This is a genomic window from Nocardia yunnanensis (assembly GCF_003626895.1).
GTDB classification, from domain to species: Bacteria; Actinomycetota; Actinomycetes; order Mycobacteriales; family Mycobacteriaceae; genus Nocardia; species Nocardia yunnanensis.
Genome location: NZ_CP032568.1, coordinates 7,662,536 through 7,685,553 on the forward strand (window position 1 = coordinate 7,662,536; position 23,018 = coordinate 7,685,553).

General features: G+C 64.9%; 16 protein-coding genes and 1 pseudogene. 9 read left to right on the top strand and 8 right to left on the bottom strand.

The features are described from left to right. Window positions 1–8: 8 nt before the first annotated feature. From cas6e to D7D52_RS38395, 6 genes are all read right to left on the bottom strand, one after another. A complete protein-coding gene (cas6e, locus tag D7D52_RS36120) occupies window positions 9–734 on the bottom strand; it encodes a type I-E CRISPR-associated protein Cas6/Cse3/CasE (RefSeq protein WP_222932741.1) in 726 nt (241 codons plus the stop codon). Beyond that, window positions 731–1,588 (bottom strand): type I-E CRISPR-associated protein Cas5/CasD, encoded by an 858-nt coding sequence (gene cas5e / locus D7D52_RS36125; protein ID WP_120743447.1) that lies wholly within the window; start codon window positions 1,586–1,588, stop codon window positions 731–733. The genes cas6e and cas5e overlap by 4 nt, the downstream gene beginning before the upstream one ends. Continuing rightward, the gene (locus D7D52_RS38885) at window positions 1,585–2,919 is read right to left on the bottom strand and encodes a type I-E CRISPR-associated protein Cas7/Cse4/CasC (RefSeq protein ID WP_222932742.1); all 1,335 of its coding nucleotides are present in this window, start codon (window positions 2,917–2,919) and stop codon (window positions 1,585–1,587) included. The genes cas5e and D7D52_RS38885 overlap by 4 nt, the downstream gene beginning before the upstream one ends. 2 nt (window positions 2,920–2,921) lie before the next feature. Beyond that, entirely contained in the window at window positions 2,922–3,491 is a 570-nt protein-coding gene (casB, locus tag D7D52_RS36135; protein WP_162958820.1) for a type I-E CRISPR-associated protein Cse2/CasB, read from the bottom strand. Continuing rightward, a complete protein-coding gene (locus D7D52_RS36140) occupies window positions 3,488–5,029 on the bottom strand; it encodes a type I-E CRISPR-associated protein Cse1/CasA (RefSeq protein WP_162958821.1) in 1,542 nt (513 codons plus the stop codon). Before D7D52_RS36140 ends, casB begins: the two co-directional genes overlap by 4 nt. A 4,130-nt stretch (window positions 5,030–9,159) precedes the next feature. Continuing rightward, window positions 9,160–9,540: a hypothetical protein gene (locus D7D52_RS38395; protein WP_162958822.1), complete on the bottom strand. Its 381-nt coding sequence runs from the start codon at window positions 9,538–9,540 to the stop codon at window positions 9,160–9,162. A 291-nt stretch (window positions 9,541–9,831) separates the two neighbouring features. Here D7D52_RS38395 and D7D52_RS36155 point away from each other — a divergent pair, with 291 nt between their 5' ends. Further along, window positions 9,832–11,241 carry a replication protein RepA gene (locus tag D7D52_RS36155; RefSeq protein ID WP_222932743.1) on the top strand — a complete coding sequence of 470 codons (1,410 nt, stop codon included), beginning with the start codon at window positions 9,832–9,834 and terminating at the stop codon, window positions 11,239–11,241. 446 nt (window positions 11,242–11,687) lie between these two features. Next, window positions 11,688–12,152 carry a DUF4231 domain-containing protein gene (locus D7D52_RS36160; protein ID WP_120743454.1) on the top strand — a complete coding sequence of 155 codons (465 nt, stop codon included), beginning with the start codon at window positions 11,688–11,690 and terminating at the stop codon, window positions 12,150–12,152. 215 nt (window positions 12,153–12,367) lie between these two features. On the opposite strand, the gene D7D52_RS36165 is transcribed toward D7D52_RS36160, so the two are convergent. Continuing rightward, window positions 12,368–12,760, bottom strand: coding sequence for a hypothetical protein (locus tag D7D52_RS36165; protein ID WP_120743455.1), 393 nt, complete (start codon window positions 12,758–12,760; stop codon window positions 12,368–12,370). Window positions 12,761–13,244: 484 nt separating this feature from the next. Between D7D52_RS36165 and D7D52_RS36170 the strand changes: the two genes are divergently transcribed. From D7D52_RS36170 to D7D52_RS36195, 6 genes are all read left to right on the top strand, one after another. Continuing rightward, complete coding sequence (locus tag D7D52_RS36170) at window positions 13,245–13,853, top strand: hypothetical protein (protein WP_120743456.1); 609 nt, start codon at window positions 13,245–13,247, stop codon at window positions 13,851–13,853. Between the two features lie 191 nt (window positions 13,854–14,044). Continuing rightward, entirely contained in the window at window positions 14,045–15,538 is a 1,494-nt protein-coding gene (locus D7D52_RS36175) for an alpha/beta fold hydrolase (RefSeq protein ID WP_246023532.1), read from the top strand. A 47-nt stretch (window positions 15,539–15,585) separates the two neighbouring features. Continuing rightward, window positions 15,586–16,266, top strand: coding sequence for a response regulator transcription factor (locus tag D7D52_RS36180; protein ID WP_342775218.1), 681 nt, complete (start codon window positions 15,586–15,588; stop codon window positions 16,264–16,266). After that, window positions 16,266–17,561 carry a HAMP domain-containing sensor histidine kinase gene (locus D7D52_RS36185; RefSeq protein WP_120743459.1) on the top strand — a complete coding sequence of 432 codons (1,296 nt, stop codon included), beginning with the start codon at window positions 16,266–16,268 and terminating at the stop codon, window positions 17,559–17,561. The genes D7D52_RS36180 and D7D52_RS36185 overlap by 1 nt, the downstream gene beginning before the upstream one ends. A gap of 480 nt (window positions 17,562–18,041) precedes the next feature. Next, window positions 18,042–18,599: a TetR/AcrR family transcriptional regulator gene (locus D7D52_RS36190; protein ID WP_120743460.1), complete on the top strand. Its 558-nt coding sequence runs from the start codon at window positions 18,042–18,044 to the stop codon at window positions 18,597–18,599. A 71-nt stretch (window positions 18,600–18,670) separates the two neighbouring features. Then, window positions 18,671–20,356, top strand: a complete 1,686-nt coding sequence (locus D7D52_RS36195; protein WP_120743461.1) for an alpha/beta fold hydrolase — start codon at window positions 18,671–18,673, stop codon at window positions 20,354–20,356. A gap of 8 nt (window positions 20,357–20,364) precedes the next feature. On the opposite strand, the pseudogene D7D52_RS36200 reads toward D7D52_RS36195, so the two are convergent. Continuing rightward, window positions 20,365–21,096, bottom strand: a pseudogene (locus D7D52_RS36200) (DUF7873 family protein). A 204-nt stretch (window positions 21,097–21,300) separates the two neighbouring features. On the opposite strand from D7D52_RS36200, the gene gndA reads away from it, so the two are divergent. After that, window positions 21,301–22,743 carry an NADP-dependent phosphogluconate dehydrogenase gene (gndA, locus tag D7D52_RS36205; protein ID WP_120743462.1) on the top strand — a complete coding sequence of 481 codons (1,443 nt, stop codon included), beginning with the start codon at window positions 21,301–21,303 and terminating at the stop codon, window positions 22,741–22,743. Window positions 22,744–23,018 lie beyond the last annotated feature (275 nt).

Consider the following 23,018-nt stretch of genomic DNA (forward strand, 5'->3'; position numbering starts at 1 on the left):
ATATTCGCTCAATCGATACGTTTGACGAGTATCAGACCGCATCCATATGCCTTGGCATGGCCGAGTCCGCCGACGATTGTGTTGACGAAGACATGCGGATCGGTGATCGTCAGTTCGCCACGGACCTGGGCCCGTCCGACCCGCATTCCAGGCTTCTTATCGAGGTTGCTGAGCTTGGGCAGAATGCGGACCACGAGCCGAGTGGGGTCCGCGTCGGCGCCGATCCGACGGACGCCCCGCTCGCTGATCGCGGCCTCACCCAGCGGTTGAAGACGCTCGGCAAACCATTGGCGTGCATGCTCTGCAGTGGTGTCCGAGAGCCGTTTCCGTTCCGGCTGCGGCTTTTCCCTCTCACTACGCGGCAGGTGCCGACTGCTCATCCGGGCCGGATTGACCACGGTGTGAAACCGGAACCGCTGGCCGATCGCGACGCTCTGGTCGACTTTCATGATCTGGGGCTCAGCGGCCAGCTGATTCTTGCCGAGGTGCGACCAGTCCGGGGGGACGCTCGACTGCACGACAACGGTCAGTCGCTGATTCTTCAGATCGACATTCGAGGTGTGAAGGACACCCATCTGCGCGCGTGCGTCCCGGGCGCCGTCCTCGACCCAGCCGGGGAATCCCTTCATCACCAGACGGTGCATTACCTGCGCATCGAGGAGCGCGCGTTGGGCCTCGGGGTGTCTGGCATTCAGTTCGAGAATGCTGTGACAGGTAATCAGCGTGGCGCTCAAGACACCTCCCAGGCGATCGTCGGGTTCGCGATGACCATCCGCTCTCGACGTTCCCATCGTTGAATGTGGACCCGATTCCGCGAGTCGAACGACTCGGGCTGATCGTGGACAAGTACCGAACCAGGCTCTCGCGGATAGGTCTCGATCCACGAAAACGGCTCAGTTTCAGTTGCATTGGGAAGCAAGGCTGTGCTGGCCAGAACTGTTGTCAGGTCGCCATCGTGCACGCCATGATTGAGACGCTCAGCTGGCGGGCAACTCTTGCGCCCCAGCCACAACAACCGTCGGGGATGGTCGAGTCGATCGGCAAGTCGCTCAAGCAGTACCCGGTCGTTGTGCTGTACGGCGGCCACGAATGCCGAATCGGACAGGTACCAGCGTTCGGTGATCAGTCCCGAGCGACCCAGCGGTTTGTCGGTGCGGAGGACGCCGACCGAATCGGGAGCAATGTACTTGGGTGCCCCGTACCAGTCCGGAACATCGAAGGATCCGAATGGAGTCGGCCGCTCGGATTCCGGCGGAAGCTGTGCTGCCGGTATCCGCCGTTCGTCGACGATGAGATCGCGTGGCCGGATCGGGAATCGACCGCCGCCGACGGTGTGGTAATCGCGCACCAATACTCCGGGGCGGTCGGCGCGGACGCCGAAGCGCAGTCCTGCCAATGTTTTCAGCGGCAGCGCATCGGGATAGTCCGGGTCGGTTTCACTGCGGTCGTGTCCGTCGGCGGCGGCGAGTAGCCCGATGACACCGCTTTTGGTAGGGCGGTCGGGGTCGGTGTCGCGATGCTTGAATTTGGATAGCGTTCCCCACGCCTGGAGCGGGCCTGCAAGTCGGATCAACAGCGTTGAAGTCACGGCAGTCTTCCGTGCAGCAGGCCCTCAGCCGATTCGACCGCTGCTACCCCCATCGAATCGTCTTCGCCGAGTACGTAGGCGGCGATGTCGGCGTCGTAGGTCAGTGCTCGTCCTGCCGAGATGCCGGGAAGCCGTGCGGCGGCGAAGTTGTGCTGGCGCAGCAGCTGCTTCGCAGCCATTATGCTCACCGGCTGACCATTGCCAGTGAGCGCCTGCTCGAACGCCGATGCGTAGTTCACCGGGCGCGAACCGCTCACTGCGAGAACGAGTTTCGGGAGTGTGCCAGGTGCACCGGTGTTGTTCTGCTTTGCCGTCGGTACGGAGAAGCAGAACGATTCGGTGTACGCGCGTTCGGCTGCTTCAGCAAGTTCCTCGACGTCCTCGACGGGTATACCGGCTCGTTCGAGGTTGCGGCGGAGCTGGGCGCGGTCGAGTACCGCGTTGCGGTAGAAGGTTCCCGATGTCAGGCTCTGATACCCGGTCATGGCGGCACCGGCGTCGTCACCGGACCATCCATCGATCGCATCGAATGCTGTTCTGGCTGCTTCTTTCCGGTCGTGTTTGCGGTCGTCTACCGCGGTGAAGAAGTCGTCGTCGACTTCGGCTGGGTCGACGGTGAACGCATGCATGGACTGGATGGCGCCGTCCACGTTGGGTGCCTCGGCGATCTCGGCGAGCATTCGGCCGTACAGCGCGATGTCAATGGCGTCGGCCGGAGCCAGGGCGGCCACGAGGGCGTCGCGGACCTTCTTCGGGATGGGAGTCACCGCAGGTGTCGTCTGCTCCGAATCGGCAGAACCCGCGGTCGGACGTTTCTTGTCCTTTTTGGCTTTCCGGTCGGCCGCTCGCTTCTCGGCCTCTTTGCTCAGCCGATCCGTTTCTTGGTCGAACCAGTCGTCGAGGGAGACAGGAGGTGAGTGTAAGACCGCAGCCAGTTTCTTCCCGGTGCCGGCTGGCGCGAAAATGGCGACCTTGGTCTTCATTGGGTCTGTGTCGGGGTCGCCCATCGTCAAGCCGCAGTGTTCGAGTGCCAGCCGGGCCATGTCGTTGGCTCTGCCGCTCGGCCAACCAAGTTCCTCCAGAGCATCGGCTGTGGCGATCGCCCACTCCCGAGTCCGGATACCGAAAGCATGGCCAGCTAGTGGTCCCTCACCGTCATTGGCTCGCTTCCTCATATACATGCGTTCGGCCCGCCGCCAGCTCTGTGAGGACACCCGAGTTCGAGTGACCTGACCGTAGACCAGCTCCTTGGGGAGGTTGTTTTCATCGCGGTTGAGCAGCACTGCGGAGAACGTCGTGATCGCGTGCAAGGACAAGTACTGATGATCCACGCTCAAGGCATCCTTCTCGATTTGGTGTGGGGCAGGTAGAAGTCTCGAGCCCAGTCGCGTTGAACAGTGCGTTCCGAGTCGGTCCACCGCAGGAGATCTACGGTCAGCTGAAACCAGTTCGGCGGCGCACCCGAATCGGACCGAATCAGATCGATCCCGTGCTGAATGCGTCGGAACGGGGGCTGACGTGAGACCAAGATCTGATTCAGCAAACGGACACAGCCGGGATTCTCGCTGCCTCGGCGATCAGCGCTGCCGACCTTGCTCATTGCGTACCCGAGCGACCCTGATCCCCGCTGCAGAGCCGTCTCACCAGCATGAAAACGGGTGAATAGGAAAGCGACTCTTTCGAATATCTCGACCGCCTGCGGTCCTAAAGCCACACCGCCTGGCGCAGCGAAGTTGCCGGCCAGAAGCTTCGCCACGCTGTCGGCGTGTAGTCGGCGTAGGTCGGCCAGATAGCCGACGTTCCGGTCTTCGACAAGGTCGTATAGCCATCGTAGGAGCCCAGCCGCGGCTCGTTCATCTGCGGGGCGTTGTGGTGCGGCGACTACTTCGCTGTCGATACTCACGATCCAAACTCCTTGAAACGGCGGGCCTGCAGCCCTTTCGCCAGCTTGTCGCGAGCACGGACTTTGGCCTGCCATCCCCGCCCGTTCGGAGGCAGCGACCGTAGTCGCTCGTCAAGTGCCTCGCTCGCGATTCCACGGAGCGTCTGAGCATGAGTGGACAATTCCGACCGGGTATCGTGACCAGCTTCGACACGGTCGAGCAGCCGATGGAACGAGGTCCCAGCTCTGGCCCACAAATAGTCCGAGGCGTCGAAACGTGCCTTCAGTTTGTCGCGTTGTGCCTTACTGTCCGGGCACGCTGGGTAGATGCAGCGGAAGGCTTCCTGCCCTGCGTCTTTCAATGCCACCGCCGCATCCTCAGCCAGCTGGACACCGACCTCCGCGGCATCGCGCAATTCGCTCGTACGATCCGGATTGAACGGGAAGATATCGCGCACCCATCCGTCGACGTCACGATTGACCGCCGCCAGTCCGACCGCGAGAAGTCGCACCGGCCGAGTCAGCTCGGTTCCCAGCAGACCGAACAGGCCATCGCCGCTTTGGGGGGCGAGGCTGGCCGAATAGATGGCGTGCGCGTCACGCCACAATGCCCGGTCCAAGCTGGCCTTCAAAAGCCTCCCCTTGACGTACACAGCGTCGAACTCGGCGTAGCTGTCACCTTCAGATTCGACGGCAACCGTCTCGCCCGCACAGAGCAACACCCGATCGACAGTCGGAGGATCTCCGTCGATACCACGTAGCAGTACTGAACGGCCCAGGACACTGTGCCAGTCGCTGGGCCCGTCCATTGTCCGGCGTTCCATGGCGGAACCGGCCTTGAATGGCCGTCGCTCCCGCTCATCCCACGTCGCGTTGAGGGTGCCGCCAGATTCATGGATGGCGAGGTTGAGCCGCAACGTACGGCCGAGATTGTCGCCGATAGCAAGAATCCGCACGCGGGCACCGAGGCGACCCACCGCACCATCGGTAATAGGTCGTCGATATCCGAGAGTGTGCTGCACCTGCTTCACCACACCCTCGGCCATAACCCGGCCGCCGAGCCCATAGCAATGCTGAATGATCATCGCCAAGAACGCATCCCGGGCACTGACCGGCTCCAGGTCATACAGGTGCACATGATCAGCGAACTGACTGTAGTTCTTCGCACGCTCCAGCATCAGCTGCACCGGACCGTAACCGAGGTCAGTGAGCGCCTCAGTCAGCAGCGCATTCTGACCGAAGGGCCGTTCGGAATCGAACAGGTCGAAGCGCCCGCGTCCCTCCCCCGTCGTCAGCCACTCGACAACCTTGTCGAACGACCGCTGCTGATCGATCCACTTCGACCATTCCTGCGGTGAGCGAGGGGTGTATCCGGCCGCATGGCAGATCGCAAGCAGCAACTCATAGCAGGCCACCTCGGCACCTGGTGACGGGTGACTGATCGCGATATCGACATCCGAGTCGGCCGCAGCAAAGACTTCGCACAACGATCGCCACTGCCTCTGGCCGTCTCGAGTCAGCACCGGAATACACGGCTGAGAGGAAAGATCGAAAGACACTGGACTGCACAATGCTCCAGGCTCCGACATACCACTTCCCCCGCTGTGGTGATTACTGACCTTGCGCAGCGTACGCCAAATTCCGCCAACAGCAACAGGATTCACCAAGTTGCACCGCCACAAAATCGTACCGAGCGGTACCGACCAGCCGACTACCCCCACATACATAAGAAGCACGGTGCCGGCAGTCGCTGAGCAGCGTAATCCTTGCCGAAATCACTTGTCGCAGCGAGTATTTCGGGACGAACCAACCCCGCGTGGGCAAGGAGCGCAGCGGCTCGTTGTTCGCTTGTCGTCCAGCCATAGGACCCTCCCCGCTTGCTCGGGGAGCACAGTTCACTCATGTCTTTGAGGAACCCGGTGTCCGGACCATCCCGCGTGCGTGGGGAGCACTGCCCCGCAGCTTCGAGGAAACGGGCGGGTTCTGGACCATCCTCGCGTACGTGGGAGGCACAGTCGCAGCCATAGTCGCGCGAGCGCGGCGGCGCACGGAGTATGTGCCGGTCAGCGCCGCCGTGGCTCCGGGACTATCCCCGCATGCGTGGGGGAGCATACCTTGCTGGCGGGCGTACTCAAGGAACCGCTCGGACCATCCCGCGTGGGCGGGAAGCACTCCCCGTCCGCGGCCTCGCGGTACCACTGCCAGGGAACATCCCCGCGTGCGCGGGGGCACCCAGATTGGCAGCAGGTACGCGCCGTTGCCCTGAGACCATCCCCATGCGCGGGGAGCACGGCGCGGTCGGCGGTGGCGGGCGATACGTACAACGGACCATCCCCGCGTACACGGGGAGCACCGTGAGCTGGGTTTCGAGGTCGAGCAGTTCATCGGACCATCCCCGCGTGTGCGGCGAGCCCGACGTCGATTTCGTGCGGGAGGTTGGCGCGGCCGGACCATCCCCGCGTACGCGGGGAGCACGGCGCGGCACAGCTGCCCGGTCACATCCTCGCCGGACCATCCCCGCGTGCGCGAGGAGCACAACAAGGAGAACCTGGACCTGCTGCGCGACCTGGGACCATCCCCGCGTGCGGGGGCACACCGTGGGTGTGTTGTCCGAGATGTCTTCGACCGGATCATCCCCGCGTGCGCGGGGAGCACCGCCCGGAACTGCAGGACTGAGGCCATTTCCAGGGACCATCCCTGCGTGCGCGGGGAACACTCGGGCTACGGATGGCGTGACAACCACAGCAACGGACATCCTCACGTGCGAGGGGAGCACACCACGGTTGTCTCCTTGAACGGAGGACCGGACGGACCATCCTCGCGTGCGCGGGGAGCACTGGTGGCTGATACCCGGCTGCCACGGCCGACTCGGACCATCCCCGCGCGGGCGGGGAGCACTCCCCATCCTGGACCGCCGCGCCCACGAATCCCGGACCGCCCGCGTGCACGGACAACCACTTGAACCTCCGAAGCCGGATCTTGTCTTGCAGACCGGCCCCCGCGTGCGCGGGGAACACGCCCCGGGATCGATCGTCTGCGTTGGTGCGTTGGGACCGCCCCACGCGTGCGCGGGGAGCACAGGGCTCTGGCACCGCGGCCCTTGTTCTTTTCCGGACTATCCCCGCGTACGCGAGGAGCGGGGGTGCTCCACCTCTACCGAGATGGTGTCCAATGCGGACCACACCCCCGTACGCGGGGGACACGTTGTACACGGTTCAACCGCTGTTGTGCAGAGGACCGCCCCGGCGTGTGCGGGGAGCACCCGGATCCGGATCGGCTGGTGTGCGTGCACCACGGACCATCCCCGCATGCGCGAGGAGCACGACGAGCAGCTGTTCACCCCGGCGTGCATGGCCGGACCATCCCCGCATGCGGCGAGGAGCACACCTCGGATTACGGTGCGGCGCAGGCTGATCTGGGACCATCCCCGCATGCGCGGGGAGCACTTGCCGACCGCATTTGGGGTCAGGCTCGCGTATGGACCATCCCCGCGCGCGGGGAGCACGAGATGGTGACCGGCTCGATGGTGGGGTTGTGGGACCATCATCCCCGCGTGCGCGGGGAGCACACATAGCTACCAGAGCTTTTCCATCACAAGCTACTGATTCCCAATCAGTTTGGGATCCGGCACCACACCCCTCGCGGGCAGCACAGCGGCCTAGACCTCAAGCGGATCGACCGCCTGGGACCATCCCCACGTGTGCGCGGAGCAAGTTGCTGATCAGGCGGTGATGCCCCTTCTCGGGGACCATTGTCAGCGGACATGGACCACTACATGTCCATTGGCAACAGACCAGCCCGCGTATGTGGGGAGCACGTCCGGTCCGGCCGCACCGTGCACGCGGTCAGCGGACCATCCCTGCGTGCGCGGGGAGCACGCCGCGATCATGCTGGCCACCTGGAACGCCGGCGGATCATCCCCACATGCGCGGTGAGCATACGGTGGTCAATACGTCCACCGTAGAAGGCCATCCCCGCGTGGCGGGAAGTACGGTCATCAGGACGCGACAGCCCGGTTCATGACTGAGATTCATCCCCGCCACTGTGCGCGAGAGGATTCCGAACTGAGCAGCCAGAGCACGCACGGCCTAGGGCTATCTCCGCGTGTCCGGGGAGCACGCTAACAGCGTCCCCGACCGCTTCACGTGGTCGGGACCATCCCCGCGTGCGCGGGTAGTGCGGTAACACGATCAAAATCCGCAAGCCGGCGGTGGGACCATCCCCGCATGCGCGGGGAGCAACTGACTACCACGGTCAGGGCGAGGCCGCCGACGGACCGTCCCCGCGGGGAGCGGCGCCACGGCACCGACTTGACCCGAACCGACCGCGCCGTGTCACTCAGCGCCAAATCAACGCCCCGTAGAACAGATTTCGGATCACCGTCCGGCAGATCGTCGCACCGCCACCGACAAGTCGATGAAACAGGACCTCGTAACCGTATGACGCCAATTGGAATCTTTCTGCGGTATAGCAATGCCGTGTGGACTGTCTCCGAGTACGTTGGGAGCGCTCGAAACACGTTGGCAGTCACCAATGTTGCTCGGATCATCCCCGCATGTACGGGAGCACGCTGCAGTCGAGCAGACCCTCAAGTACTGCGGCGGGTCATCCCCGCGTGCGCGGGGAGCACCCGGGTACGGGGACCTACCCGAGGGCGTCTACGGATCATCCCCGCCGCGCGGGGGAGCACTCGCGGCCGCCCGTGAGCTGCTAGCGGATGTCCGGATAATCCCCGTACGCGGGGAGCACGTCCATTCGAGCAACGCCAGCTCGTAGCCGGTCGGACCATCCCTGCTTGCGCGGCAGCACGGCCCTGGGCAGTTGTGTACCGCACGGTGATCTCAGATCATCTCCGCGTGTGAGGGGAGCACAACGCCGCCATTCTGCAACGAGGGAAGCCGCAGGGATCATCCCCGCGTACGCAGGGAGCACCGTTGCTGACCTCGCCACGGTCGTTACTGCTTCGGCCCCTCCCCGCGTATAGGGAGCTCTTCATGCCCACCCGCTGCACTGTGCCGCGCATCGGACCATCCCCCGTAGGTGAGGGGAGCACTACGCGCCGTGCTTGGTGATGGTGTCCGAGTACGGACCATCCCGCGTACGTGGGGAGCACGCGCTCGTCATAGGCCGGCGTGCCGTCGTCCCAGGATCATCCCCGCGAACGCGGGAGCACATGATGATCCCCTCGACCCGAGAGCCGATGTTCGGACCATCCCCGCGGATATGGGGAGCACAGTGTCCTCTCGGACCTGCCGCCGCTTGCGATGGGACCATCCCCGCCTGCGTGGGGAGGACACTTGTTAAACAGGCGTTTCTCCTGGCAAGTCGGCATATTTCAATCAGTTTGGCTGATTTACGGCCTCGGATGGCATCGATGTTCCGCTCTGTCGGCGAGGGGTGATCTAGAGCGTAGATCCGACACTGTGACACCGTGGAGGCTTTGCGCTCCATACGCCTTGGCATTCGGGGCTTTTCGTCCGGATCCTTTGCGTCCCCCACACCGACAGGCTAACGTGGTACTCCTCCAAAAACATTGAGCCAGGTCTAGATTCGCGAACAGGACCGGCAGGAGACGATACCCGTCGGGCCAGCACTTTGCGGCTGGCCGACCTCAGGTTTGATCATGGCGAAGGGGCCGACCGATACCCCAGAGAGCCAGCCCCTTCCCCAAATCAGCCTTGTTCGATGGTTATCGTCGCTGCAGTGGACGCAACCTCGCCGAATTCGCGCAGGGGACCATTCGCCGCACCAACTCCCGGAACTCAGCCATGGCCAAAAGGGTCGTATCGGCGCGGAAATCTTCTGACATGATGCCGGGCTCGTCGGTGCTGTACGGTTCCCACCCTTCGCGCCGCCACCACATCCGCCGCTTCACCTGCCCGCATTGCGTCGTGATGTCGTTGCTGCAGAATTCGCGGACCGTGGTGCACTCACGGATGGGTGATCGAGTTCGTGCGCCACCAACTCCGTTGGCTGCGACCCTCAAGTGGGTGAGCTTCGGCAATTCACAACCTAATGGTTGGTTCGTAATGTCCGAAACACGTTTCAGCACAGCTTCTTTCGCATCCATCGCGGCCAACGATGGCGGTAAACATGACGACTCTTGCTGTAGTCTGCTAGTCGCAGACGCGATCCCAGCGCTGCGTTGAAGGGAGAGGTTCCCGGCGAAGGTCGGGATGAGCCGAGTCGACATGTTAAAGGAGGGCTGAGCAGCGAGTGTTCCCCGCCGCCTGCGGGGCTTGCCTGCGGACGAAGACCAGCGTGGCCGCAGAGGAGGACGGGTCCGCGGAGGTCATCAATGACCCCGGTCGGTAGCCGACCTCCCTCTTCCTACATCAGCAGCTACACACCGGGGAGAAGAGTGTCCAGCAAATCGGGGGGCCCACATGAATGCAGATCGACAAAGAACTTCTTCATAAGTTACACCGGCCAGGATCAACGGTGGGCCGAGTGGATTGCATGGGAGCTTGAATGCGCGGGTTACAGCACAGAAATTCAGGCCTGGGACTTCGAGCCTGGCGCTCGGTTTGTGGAAGAAATGGATCGAGCCACCACGATGTCCGAGCGAACGATTGCGGTTGTATCCACCGCCTATTGCCAGTCAGATTTCGCGAGAGCGGAGTGGCAGGAAGCATTCCGCTCCGACCCGACTGGAGAGGGAAGAAGACTTCTTGCATTCCGAATAGAGGATTGCAAGCGACCGGGACTACTCGGTCAACTGGTTTCTGTAGACTTGTTTGGAATCAGCGAGGACCAGGCAAGAGATCAACTTATTAAGACCGTTCAAAGGGGCCGCCGAAAACCAAAGATCGCTCCAATTTTTCCAGGAGAACAACCCATAGGGCTTTCTCCGACGTTTCCGGGAGCCCCAACAACAGGCAGCAACCATCCCGAAAGAAGCATCGCTGCAGCAGATGCGAGTGGAAAAAACGGACACGCCAACATCCGGATAGGTGCAATTGAAACTGCCAACCATCCAGAGAACTCCTGCGAATACCCAACGTATCTTCTGGCACAGATCGGCCTTCCCCATCACGACCCAGGCACCCGCACCCCCTGGAAGAAGGAGGCCCCGGACAGGTCATTCCTTGTCATGCAAGGCGTGACCACAGGGTCGGATAGCACACTCTCACTGACTGGCTATCCGTTTGGAACAGTGCCCAGATTGCTCATCTGCTGGATGTTAAACGAAGCATTCAGGAATGACTGTCCAGAAATAGCCCTTTCCGACAATTATGCCAGCTTCATGAAGCTCCTATACCCGAGGCCGACCGGCGGTCAATTCGGAACCGTCAACCTAGTCCGCCGACAGATGGAGCGGTTGTTTCACGTAGATATCTCAATAACACGCCCCCACCTGAACGGAAATTCATCAACTACATATCACCTTTGGGAATCGTCAAATACACTCTCAGACCATTGGTCACATCCTCCGAATTGCGTGAAACTGTCAGACGAAATATTCGAGGAGATCATTGCCCATCCACCTGCCTATGACACCCAAAACATGCTTGAACTTCGAGGATCAGCCCTTCGTTTGGACATATACGCGTGGTTGATCTGCAATACAATGAACCTTAAAGATCCGACTGTATTTCCGTGGGATGGCCTTTATCCGCAATTCGGAACTAGGATGACCGACACTCGGCAGCAGAAGAATACTTTCCGAAAACATTTTATCAATCACCTCAAGAAAGTGACCGACATCGTCTCCGCATCGGAGATATCGGCAGATAATACAGGGGTTCGACTTTATCCCCGAACCGGATAGATACGGAACGCTCGCCGCTAAGCTGGATCCCGGATCATCAACCCATCCGGCTGACTTGCCGCCCGGTCTCGCCTGGGACGACTCGCGGCGTAGACCGCCTGCGTTGCGCCTGATCCACGACAACCTTCCCGGCATATGGTCGAGGGGCGCCACCATATCCTCCATCGATGAATAATCGCAGCCCTCTGACGGCCTCCCTCTGGCACCGTTCGATCATCGGCACATGCTGCTGCCCAACGGGTTACGATACAACCTGTCTACGAGGCGAGGTCGAGACTTACTCTGGATGAGAGCGTGGCGTCGCGCGAGGGGTTGAACCTCACATCGTCGACTCGCAGGACTCTTGATCATCAAATTTGAGACCATATACCCAATGGTGAACGCCGCCGACACAACCGCCGCGACGACGGACCAAGCCAGAGAAGAATTTGCGTTACAGGAGTTGCATGGACATCCTCAGACCCGAAAGTGGCATTGCTCCTGCAGATCCCGTGGAGCAACGGCTTGACGAGCAAGCGCTCTGGTACAGCCGCAAGAGCGCTCAGGCACGAACGATGTACAAGCGGGTCAAGCTCGCCCAGATCGTGGTCGGGGCGCTCGTCCCCGTGTTGGCCGCACTCTCGGCGCCAGCCTATGTCACAGCCGTGACCGCAGCACTGGTGGTGATGGCCGAAGGCGCGCAACAGCTTTTCCAATGGCAACCGACTTGGATCCAATACCGGTTCACCGCCGAGCTACTCAAACATGAGCGCTATCTGTACCTTGCCCAGGTTGGCCCCTACACAGCACAGAATCGCCGCGAGGTGCTAGCGCAGCGAGTCGAGACCATCACCTTCAACGAGAACGCTGCCTGGGCCGAGCGCAACCGTTCAGAGCAGCTCTCGGATCCCTCAGCGGGGCACAACTCCTAATACATACCGCGAGCGCAGCCGCAGGCAGCGCCACTCGCTCCACCGTGTCAGCGCCGTGCGCACATCCACGTATGTTCCGTGAGCGCGCGATCGAACTGCTACTCGATCGGTGCTCGACGACTCCCTTACCCCTCGTCACCGACGCCCTCGGGAACGAACGGCCCTTCGCCCCGCCCCCATCGATAGGCCCAGTGGAGCATGCAACGGAGTAGATGTCAGGACGTACCTTTGCTGCCGCTGGGGTTGTAGCCAGGGGCCCACGAGTTGCCAGTGGCCGTGCAGAAGTGAGATCCGGGTCCGGCGGGGCTCACCTCGAAGGGGCGGCCGTCGTTGTCCATCACAGCTTCACCCGAGGTGACACCTGTACTCCATTGGATCCGGATGCGCCAATTGACGTCATACTGCATGGTCCGAACCCAGATGATGAACAACTGGTCGCCGCAGAATCCGAAGTTCGACGCCTTGACATCCTGGTCGCCCGCCTCGTCGAAATCGTAAAAGAACACAACACAACGCTGGCCGAAATACTCGAACGTGAGCACGAGGAAGAACGCATCTGGCCCGAAACCGCCCGCCCCATTGTCGACAGACCGCTGAAATGAAACCATCCGAAATCCCCGTCCACTATGTGAAGGTCCCCGGCAGACGCTGGTGGTAGTTCGCGATTCGGAGTCCACGCGCCAGAGTGCACCGGAGCCCGGACTGCACATGGTGGTCGCCGCCGAGTGAGCTGGCGTCGACCTGAATCCCCGGTCGAGGACGAAGCGGCTTGTCGGTGCCCTCCTCTATGGTGCGGTACGTACTGGACCGCGAAGGAGACATGGTGGCAGGTTCACTGAGGTGATCTCACCAAGTTTGTTGTGTGCCTGAATGATTCGGGCATTCGTGAGTTTCGGGACTTGCCCGGACACAGGCGTGGAGTCCCAGGTAAACGGTTTCTCACCACAAGAACCTGATACCTGACTTATGAAGATGTGTTCTTGGTCGAACATCCTTTTACCAGGACTCTGCGCTCTTACATTGCCCAGCAACCACTTTCAGCGAGTCCACCGGTCACCCAGCACGCCCAGCCGCTACCCGGAAAGGCTCAATGTGTCCACCAATTTCGGCATCATCGCCAATGGCAATGTGGCGGTGTCCAATCCGCCGGTGACCCCGCCGCCGCCGCTGGTGATCTCGCCCGGACAGGCCGCGCCGGTGGGCGGTTATCAGCTCGCGCTCTACGACCCGATCAGCTACGAACCGTTCCTGGTGCACACCTACTATCAGACGTATCTGGTCCAGTCGCAGAAGCCGAATCCCGTCATCTACCACGACATGATGGCCGATCTGGACGCCTTCAAGCAGAAGGGGTACATCGCCGCGGTCAGCGGTTTCGGCATCGATCTGCTGAACTATCCGTCACCGGAATTCCAGCGCTGGCTGTTGAGCGTCGGCGCGACCATGGAGCAGTGGAAGAAGTTCCGCGGCTATCCCGACAAGGGCGGCAACGCCTGTTACGTGGTGGTCGGCAAGCAAGGGTTCGCGCCGGGGCACGCGATCGAAATGCTGCAGGCGGTGTACTCGGTGACCTGGATGAACGAACCGTATCTGTTCAACATGAACCCGTCGGCGCTCGGACTGACCTACGGCCGGACCGCGCAGAAGACGGTGGGGCAGCGCGGTTTCGGGACGCTGGTATCGCCGGAGAAGAAGGACTAGGCGCAGGGTTTCGATGAAACGCACCGGTCGCTTTCGTGGCGGCCGGTGCGATCGTAGGACGCGGAAAACGCTCGGGCGCGGATTCTTACACGGTTTTGCCGTTCGTTTGAAAGGGGCTTGATTTCGGGTGCGCAGGATGCCTGTGAGCCGCTCGGAAATGCCGGGCGGGAGACGGGCGAGGAAGTGGCGGTATGCGCGCCGGAATACGGTCTTGGATGGGTTTCGCGGCGGCCGCCGCGGTGACGGCGGGGCTGGTCACGGGATGTGATTCGGGTACCCCGGCGGCGTCGCCGTCGTGGTGCCCGACGGTCGAGGGGCACGCGGTGGAGTGCGGCACGGTGTCGCGGCCGCTGGTCGAGGGCCGCGCCGACCTCGGCACGGTGGATGTCGGGTACGCCCGGATCAAGCATTCGGGCGGGCAGCCCGCGGCGGGCACCCTCCTGCCCAACCCGGGCGGGCCCGGCGTACCGATGATCTCGCATGCCGCCGAGGCCGCCCAGGTCACCGCCGACCTGCTCACCGACCACGACGTGCTGCTGATCGATCCGCGCGGCACCGGGGTGTCGGGCGCGCTGGATTGCGGTGTGGGAGCGGACGAATACCAGTTGGGCACCCGGGAACAGCAGCGTGACGCCGTCGGCCGCTGCGCGAAAGCGCTCGGCGACCGGGCGGCCGGATACACCTCCGCGGCGACCGTCGACGACTTCGACGCGGTGCGGGCGCGGCTGGGCATCGACAAGGTGATCCCGTACGGCATCTCCTACGGCACCTACCTCATGCCGGTCTACGCGCAGCGGCATCCCGATCGCGTCGCGGCCATGGTGCTGACGGGTGCGTACGCGCACGATCACGACCCGCTGCAGCGTCCCAATGCCGCCGCGGTTTCGCTTGCGCTGCAACGAATCTGCGAGCGCTCCCACGCGTGCGACGGCAATACCGCGGTCGAGGATCTGCGGGCGGTGGCGACCCGGCTGCGCGAGCATCCGCTGCCCGTGGCCGCCAAATCCGAGGTGCTGCTGACCGAAGCGAAGCTGGCGAGCCTGGTCTTCGAGGCCGCCACCAGCAATGTCGGCGCCGCTCCCCAGGCCATGACGCCGCTGGGCCTGCTGCCCGCCGCCCTGCACGACGCGGTGCGCGGCGACGACCGCGGGCTGATCGAGTTCACCAAGCTCACCACCGACGAGCCCGCCTACGAGAACATCGGCCTCTACATCACGGTGGCCTGCAACGACTATCCGCCGCTGTGGTCGCGGGAGGCCGCGCTGCCGCAGCGTGAGCAGCAGTTCCAGCAGCGGCTCGACCAGGCGGTCGGCGAGTTCGGGGCGTTCAGCGCCGCGGGCTTCACCGGCGGACAGCGCGACGGCGGCGACGCCTGCATCCAGTGGCCGGGCATCGCGGGCCACCAGCGGCCCGACCAGGTGAGCACGCCGATGCCGGGGGTGCCGGTGCTGGTGCTGTCCGGTGACCTGGACGCCATCACCCCCGACGCCAACGGCAAACAGCTCGCCGCCGAATTCCCGCACGCCACTTTCGTTTCGGTGCCCAACACCGGCCACGTACCGGATCTGGAGCCGACCGGCTGCGTGACCGGGATCGTCGCCGGATTCGTGCGCACCGGCGAGGTGCGGGGCACGGACTGCGTCGCGTCGCTGCCGCCGATCGCCGTGGCATCGGTCACGAACTGACGGGGTGGCCCGCGATGACCGTGCCCGCTACCGACCAGACTGAGGCGGTGACATCAGCGAAAGTGCTCGTGGTCGAGGACGATCCGAATGTGCGCAGCACGCTCGAACAACTGCTGCGATTCGAGGGCTACCGGGTGAGCGTCGCCCGCGACGGCCGCGAAGCCCTCGATCTGCTCGAGCTGGATCGGCCGGACCTGGCGGTGGTGGATGTGGTCATGCCGCGGCTGGACGGGCTGTCGCTGTGCCGGACCCTGCGACGGCGCGGCGACCGGCTGCCCATCCTGGTGCTCACCGCGCGCGGTCAGGTCGGCGATCGGGTCGCCGGGCTCGACGCCGGCGCCGACGACTATCTCGCCAAGCCCTTCGACACCGAGGAGCTGCTGGCCCGGCTGCGGGCGCTGCTGCGGCGCAGCGCCCCCGACGAACCGTCCGTGCTGTCGGTCGCCGACCTGACCCTGAATCCCGCGACCCGGGAGGTCCGGCGCGGCGATCGGCCGCTGGAGCTCACCCGCACCGAGTTCGACGTGCTGGAGCTGCTGCTGCGCAACGCCCCGGTGGTGCTCACCAGAGGTCAGATCTACGAACACATCTGGGGCTTCGACTTCGACACCGAATCGCGTTCGCTGGATGTGTACATCGGGTACCTGCGCCGCAAGACCGAGGAGGGCGGCGAGCCCCGCCTCATCCACACCGTCCGCAATGTCGGTTTCACCGTGAAGGCGGTCTGATGCGCACCCGGCTCACGCTGGTGGCGCTGGCGGCCACGGTGGTGGCCATCCTGATCGCCGTGGTGACGGCTTATCGAAGTGTGTCGCCGCTGGTCATCGATCAGGTCGATCGGGCGCTCGAGGATCGGGCGGCCACCGTGGCGGCGCTGCTGGACGCCGGGGCCACGCCGCCGGTGCGGGCGGATATGACCGAACAGCTGCTGTCACCGGACGGCAGCGTGCGGATGCTGACCCCGGGCCGGGATCCCTTGCCGGTCAACGACTCCGACCGCGCGGTGGCACGCGGGGGGCCGGGCGGCGGCCTCACCGAGGTCACCGTCGGCACGGTCACTTACGGCGTGCTCACCCATCCGCGTCCGGGCGGCGGCGCGCTCATGGTCGGCCAGAACTACACCGAGGTCCTGCGCGTCGACAGCGAATTCCGTTGGCGCACCGCCGCCATCACCGCGGTCGCGGTCCTGGTGGCCGCCCTGATCAGCTGGCTGGCGATCGGCGCGGTGCTGCGTCCCCTGCGCCGCCTGCACGCCGCCACCCAGCGCATCACCTCCACGCGTGATCTGTCCACCGTGCTGCCCGATGCGGGGCGCGACGAAATCGGCGATCTGACACGAGATTTCAATGCCATGCTGGCCGCCTTGCGGCTCTCCCGCGCCCAGCAGCACCGTCTCGTCCAGGACGCCGGTCACGAACTGCGCACTCCCTTGACCTCGGTCCGCGGCAGCGCCGAACTCCTTCAGCGCGCCCAGGGCCGCCTCGAACCGTCCGACGAATCCCAGGTGCTGAGTACCCTCGTGCAGGAAGCCAAGGCCCTCGACGCCCTGGTCGGCGAACTCGTCGAGCTGGCCACCGACCAGTACACCGACGAAACCCCCACCGACACAGCCCTTCCCGACCTCGCCGAAGACTCCGCCCAGCGTTTCCGCCGGCGCACCGGCCGCACGATCACCCTCCATTCCGAAGACCCGACGTCGCTCACCGCCCGCCCACGAGCCCTGTCCCGCTGCATCGACAACCTGCTCGACAACGCCCTCAAATTCAGTCCGTCCGACACCGATGTCGAAATCCGCATCCGGGCAACCGAACTGGCTGTCCTCGACCGCGGCCCCGGCATCGAATCCGCCGACCGGCACGCCGTTTTCGACCGCTTCTACCGCGCGGACCGCACCCGCGCCACCCCCGGCTCCGGCCTCGGCCTGGCCATCGTCCACGACATCGTCACCGCCCACGGCGGCACCGTCTTCGCCGTCGCCCGTCCTGACGGCGGCGCCGAAGTCGGCTTCCGCCTGCCCCGTTGAACTTCCGCCTGCCTCGTCGAATGGGGAAGCCCCGGGGCGTAGCCTGCCCCGGGGCCTCGGTGGCCGCCCAATTGCTGGACGCCGACACGTTTAAGAACTGGCTCGAGTCTCAATATGACGTGACGCTCTACGTTTGAGCTACGGCCCATTGGTGGCTGAGCCGGCAGGAGTTGAACCTGCAACCTTCACGTGGACAAACCGTTCTCTCGATTCGGCGTTCGGCGGCGAATGCTGAAGCTGGAGCGAGAATGTGAGTTTGAGCCGGCCGCGGTGCCTCTACCGTTGGGCTATCCCGCCGTGCGTGGCGGGAGGAGGATTCGAACCTCCACTGGGCCGCTGAGCCGATCACAGTTCAACTTCGGTTTCAGCTTGCGCTCCTTGCGCATTCGCGACTCTAGACCGTGCGGCGGCGATCGGCCAGGTCTTTTCGGTGGAGCTTGCGGTTGACAGAAATATGTAGGCCGGTCTACTTTTTCCCGCATGGGTCAGAAGGGTGCCGAGACGCGTGACCGGCTGCTGGACGCGACGCAGGAGTTGGTCGAGGCCGGAGGGTATTTCGGCACCGGGCTCAATCAGGTGATCGCGCGCAGTGGTGCGCCGCGGGGCTCGCTGTACTTCCACTTCCCCGGCGGCAAGGATCAGCTGGTCGGCGAATCCGTGCGCCGGGCGGGCGCCGCGATCGGCGATTCCCTTGGGGCGCTGGCCGATTCCGAGCTCTCGACTCCGGAATTCGTCGCAGCGGTGTTGCGGCAGCTGGGGGAGCGGCTGGAGAGCTCGGCGTGGCGGCAGGGATGTCCGGTCGCCACCGTCGCGCTCGAGACGGCCGCCTCCCACGACTCCATTCAGGAAGCGTGCTCGGAGGTCTACGCCTCCTGGGAGGACGCGTTGCGCGCCCGACTGGCCGGGCAGCCCGGCGGCGACGACCTCGTCACCGCGATTCTCGCGCTGATCGAGGGCGCGCTGTTGCTGGCCCGGGCGCATCGCAGCCGGGAACCGCTGGAGCGCGTCGGCCGTCAGATCGCGGTCTGGCTGGGCTGACCCGGGCCGGACGGGACCGTCCGGCCATTCGTATGAGCCAAAAATATGTAGACCGATCTATTAGGAGTGATATGGATGCCATCGTCTTCGGGGCGACCGGATTCATCGGCCGGTCGCTGGTCGCCGAACTACTGGGCCGGGGGCAGCGGGTCGCGGCGGCGGTGCGCACCGACACCCTCACCCCGTGGCTGCTCGCCAGGGGAGTCGACATCGCCGGCCTGACCGTCGTCACCGCCGACATCACCCGGCCGCTCGCCGATCTGCCCGAGGCGCGCGACGTCTACAACACCGCCGCCCGGTACGCGTTCGGGCTCGGGGAACGAGAAGCGCGCGCCACCAACGTGATCGGGGCGACCAACGTGCTCGAATGGGCCGCGAACCTGCCCGCGCTGCGGCGGCTCGTGCACGTGAGCGGCTATCGGGTGAGCGCGCCGAGCGGGACGCCCGACTACGCGGCGCTCGGGGCGTACGAGGCGTCGAAGTTCGAGGGCGATCTCGCCGTGCGGGCTCTCGCCAAGGAACGTGGGGCGCCGCTGACCATCGCCAACCCGAGCACGGTGATCGGGCCCGGGCAGTACATCGGCTTGGCCGGGCTGGTCCGGAACCTGTGGGAGGGCAGGCTGCCCGCGATCCCGGGCGGCCCGGAGGTGTTCGTGCCCATCGTGACGATCGACTACTTCGCCCGCTTCCTGGCCAGCATCCCCGAATCGCCTGCGGGCGAGCACTATTGGGTGCTGGACGACGCAACACCGCCGCTGCCCGAGCTGATTCGCACGGTCGCCGACCACCTGGGGGTACCGGGACCGCGACGCAGCATCCCCGTCGGGCTGCTGCGCCGGTTGCCGCGCGCGCTCACCGGAGCCGATCCGGAGACCTTGTCGTTCCTGTCCACCGATCGCTATCCGACCGCCGCCGCGCACTCCTTCGCGGCCGCCGCCGGTCTGGAGATGCCGCCGGCCGAGGACGCGTTGCGCGTGTGGGCCGACGACCTGGTGGCCGAGCGCTTCGGTACCGCCGCACCCGGCTTGCGCCCCTACGGCTTTCACTCGGTGGCGGGCAGCCGGACCTGGATCACCGGCGATCGGCACACGCCGGAATACGTGCTGCTGCACGGTCTTCCGATGAACGCCGAGGTGTGGACTCCGCTCGCCGGGCGACTCCGCGGCCCGGTGCTGGCGCCGGACCTGCCGGGACTCGGCCGCTCAGCCCCCTCCGACCGGCCGCTGGAGGAATGGCTGGCCGACCTGATGAGCCCGGTCCGGACCCGCCCGGTACTGGTCGCGCACTCGCTGGCGTGCGGTCCCGCAATGCGTTATGCCGCCGCGCATCCGGATCGGATCGCCAAACTGGTGCTGATCGCGCCGGCGCTTCTCCAGGCCCCCGGTCCGCGTTCGGCGCGCTCGGCGCCGGCGGCGGCGATGCTGCGCCGCCTGTCGGTGCAGCGGCTCGCCGACACCTTGCACCTCCCGTCGGGCCCCGAGATCGAAAGCGCGGCAGCCGATCTGCGTCGCCCCGGGGTCGCGCGCCGGGTGGTCCGGGCATTGCGGACGGTGCACGCCGAACGCGGGAGCGGGCGGGAACTGCTGGACCGGGTGCGCGTCCCGCTCGAGATCGTCGTGGGCTCGGCCGACCCGCTGGCCGTACCCGTCGATCAGCGGGTGATCGTCTTGCCCGGGGCCGGGCACTATCCGCAGCTCACCCATCCGGCCGAGCTGGCCGAACAGCTGGAATCGCTCTCCGACCCGCTCCGGCGGTAGCTGAGCGGTCAGGCGAACAGGTAGCCGAAGATCTCGGCGCCCACCTTGCGCTGGGTGATCTCGGCGTTGTTGGCCTCCTCACGCGCGAACTTCACCGCCTGCTGGAGCTTTTCGACGCGCTCGGCGAGCTCGTGGACGCGCTTGGCGGGCAGGGCGCCGGAGAACTTGATGGTGCGCCAGTAGCCGACCACCACGTCCTCGTGGTACACCTCGACCTGCGCCGGATGCTTCTCCGTCGCTTCGGCTTTCACATGATTGCGCGGAATCTTCTTGGTGCGCACCGTCTGCACGGGCTCGGTGGCGTAGCAGTCGGCGGCGGCGTCGTAGTCCCAGGACTCGGCGGCGTCGAGCACCGGCAGCTTGCGCACGAAGGTGTGCAGATCCACCAGCTGCTTCTCCAGGAACAGCAGATAGGTGATGGGCGCGCCGGTGACGAGGGTGCGGCCGTCGACCACCACATCGGCGGTGGCGGTGGTGTTGGCCCAGTCCTTGGTGGCCACCACGTCGAACAGTTTGGTCAGGATGTCCGCCGTGGTCCGCAACACCTCGTCGGCCTTCACCTACACCCGCGTGGACTCGGGCGGCAGCTGCTCGCCCTCCTCGTCCTTGGGGCGGTAGGTGCGCGAAATACCGCTCAGCAGCGGGTTTTTGGCCAGTTTGTGGTGGGCCTCGGTGAGGTCGGAGAAGGTGCGGGACTTGATCCCTTTCTCGACGGCGACAATCTGATTCAAACGTGTCATGGCGGCACTGTAGTCACGATCACGCACCGGCGGCCATCGGTTTTCCCGCCGCCGAGCGGGGCGGATGCGGGCGGGGACCGGGGTCCTCGCCGGTGGTCGAGGGCGACCGGGTAGAAAAGGTATGGCGTCGTGGACGCGTTCCGGGATGCCGCCGCCGAGGAGATTCGTGCGGTCAGAACATCCGACGAACGGAGAGGCTGTTTCATGGCGACCTCGGAAGCGCGCGCCCAGATCGGCGTGACCGGCCTGGCGGTCATGGGTAGCAATATCGCCCGCAACTTCGCCCGGCACGGGTACACCGTGGCCCTGCACAATCGCAGCATCGCCAAGACCGACGCGCTGCTCGAGGCGCACGGCGGCGACGGCGATTTCATTCGCACCGAGACCGTCGAGGAGTTCGTGGCCGCGCTGGAGAAGCCGCGCCGCGTGCTCATCATGGTCAAGGCCGGTGACCCCACCGACGCCGTGATCGAGGAGCTCGCCAACGCCATGGAGCCCGGCGACATCATCATCGACGGCGGCAACGCCCTCTACACCGACACCATTCGCCGCGAGGCCGCCATGGCCGCGCGCGGACTGAACTTCGTGGGCGCGGGCATCTCCGGCGGCGAGGAGGGCGCGCTCAACGGCCCCGCCATCATGCCGGGCGGTCCGAAGGAGTCCTACGAGTCGCTGGGCCCCATGCTGGAATCCATTGCGGCACAGGTGGACGGCACGCCGTGCTGCACCCACATCGGCCCCGACGGGTCGGGCCACTTCGTGAAGATGGTGCACAACGGCATCGAGTACGCCGACATGCAGCTCATCGGCGAGGCCTACAACCTGTTCCGCGACGCGCTGGGCTTCGACGCCAAGCAGATCGCGGACGTGTTCACCCAGTGGAACACCGGTGACCTGGAGAGCTACCTGGTCGAGATCACCGCCGAGGTGCTCAATCAGGTCGACGCCAAGACCGGCAAGCCGCTGGTCGACGTGATCGTGGACGCCGCCGAGCAGAAGGGCACCGGCCGCTGGACGGTCAAGTCCGCGCTGGATCTGGGCATTCCGGTCACCGGGATCGCCGAGGCCGTGTTCGCTCGGGCGCTGTCGGGCTCGCGCACCCAGCGCGCCGCGGCCAAGGGCCTGGCGTCGGGCGTCCTCGGCGAAAAGCCCACGGACGTCGCGGAATTCACCGAGGCCATCCGGCAGGCGCTGTACGCCTCCAAGATCGTCGCCTACGCGCAGGGCTTCGACCAGATCGCCGCCGGTTCCGCCGAGTACGACTGGGATCTGCACCCCGGCGACCTGGCCACCATCTGGCGTGGCGGCTGCATCATCCGCGCCCGCTTCCTCAACCGCATCAAGGAGGCGTACGAGGCCGATCCGACGCTGCCGTCGCTGATCCTGGCCCCGTACTTCCGCGAGGCCATCGAGCAGGCCATCGACTCCTGGCGGCGCGTGGTCGTGGTCGCCACCCAGCTGGGCATCCCGGTGCCGGCGTTCGCGTCCTCGCTGTCGTACTACGACGGCCTGCGCGCCGAGCGGCTGCCGGCGGCGCTGACCCAGGGCCAGCGCGACTTCTTCGGCGCGCACACCTACGAGCGCATCGACGCCGAGGGCAAGTACCACACGCTGTGGAGCGGTGACCGCAGCGAGGTTTCCGCGTAGATCGCGAGTTACCACATCGGCCGCTGATCCTGAACTGTGAAGGTGCTGGGCGTCTTCGTACAGTCCGCCCTGAATTCTTCTGCGGGTCTCGCTGAAGGATGTTGAGTGGCAGTACTTTTCGTTTCGTCTTCGAAGAATGCAGTGGAAAGGTGTTGCGATATGTGGGCTCTCGTCCTCGCCGCGGTGGGTCTGATGGCGGGTAGCGCCGTGGCCGCGGGCGCGCCGGTAGTGGCGGCGCCTTCGCCGGGAACATGTAGGCGCGAGAGAGCGGGCGG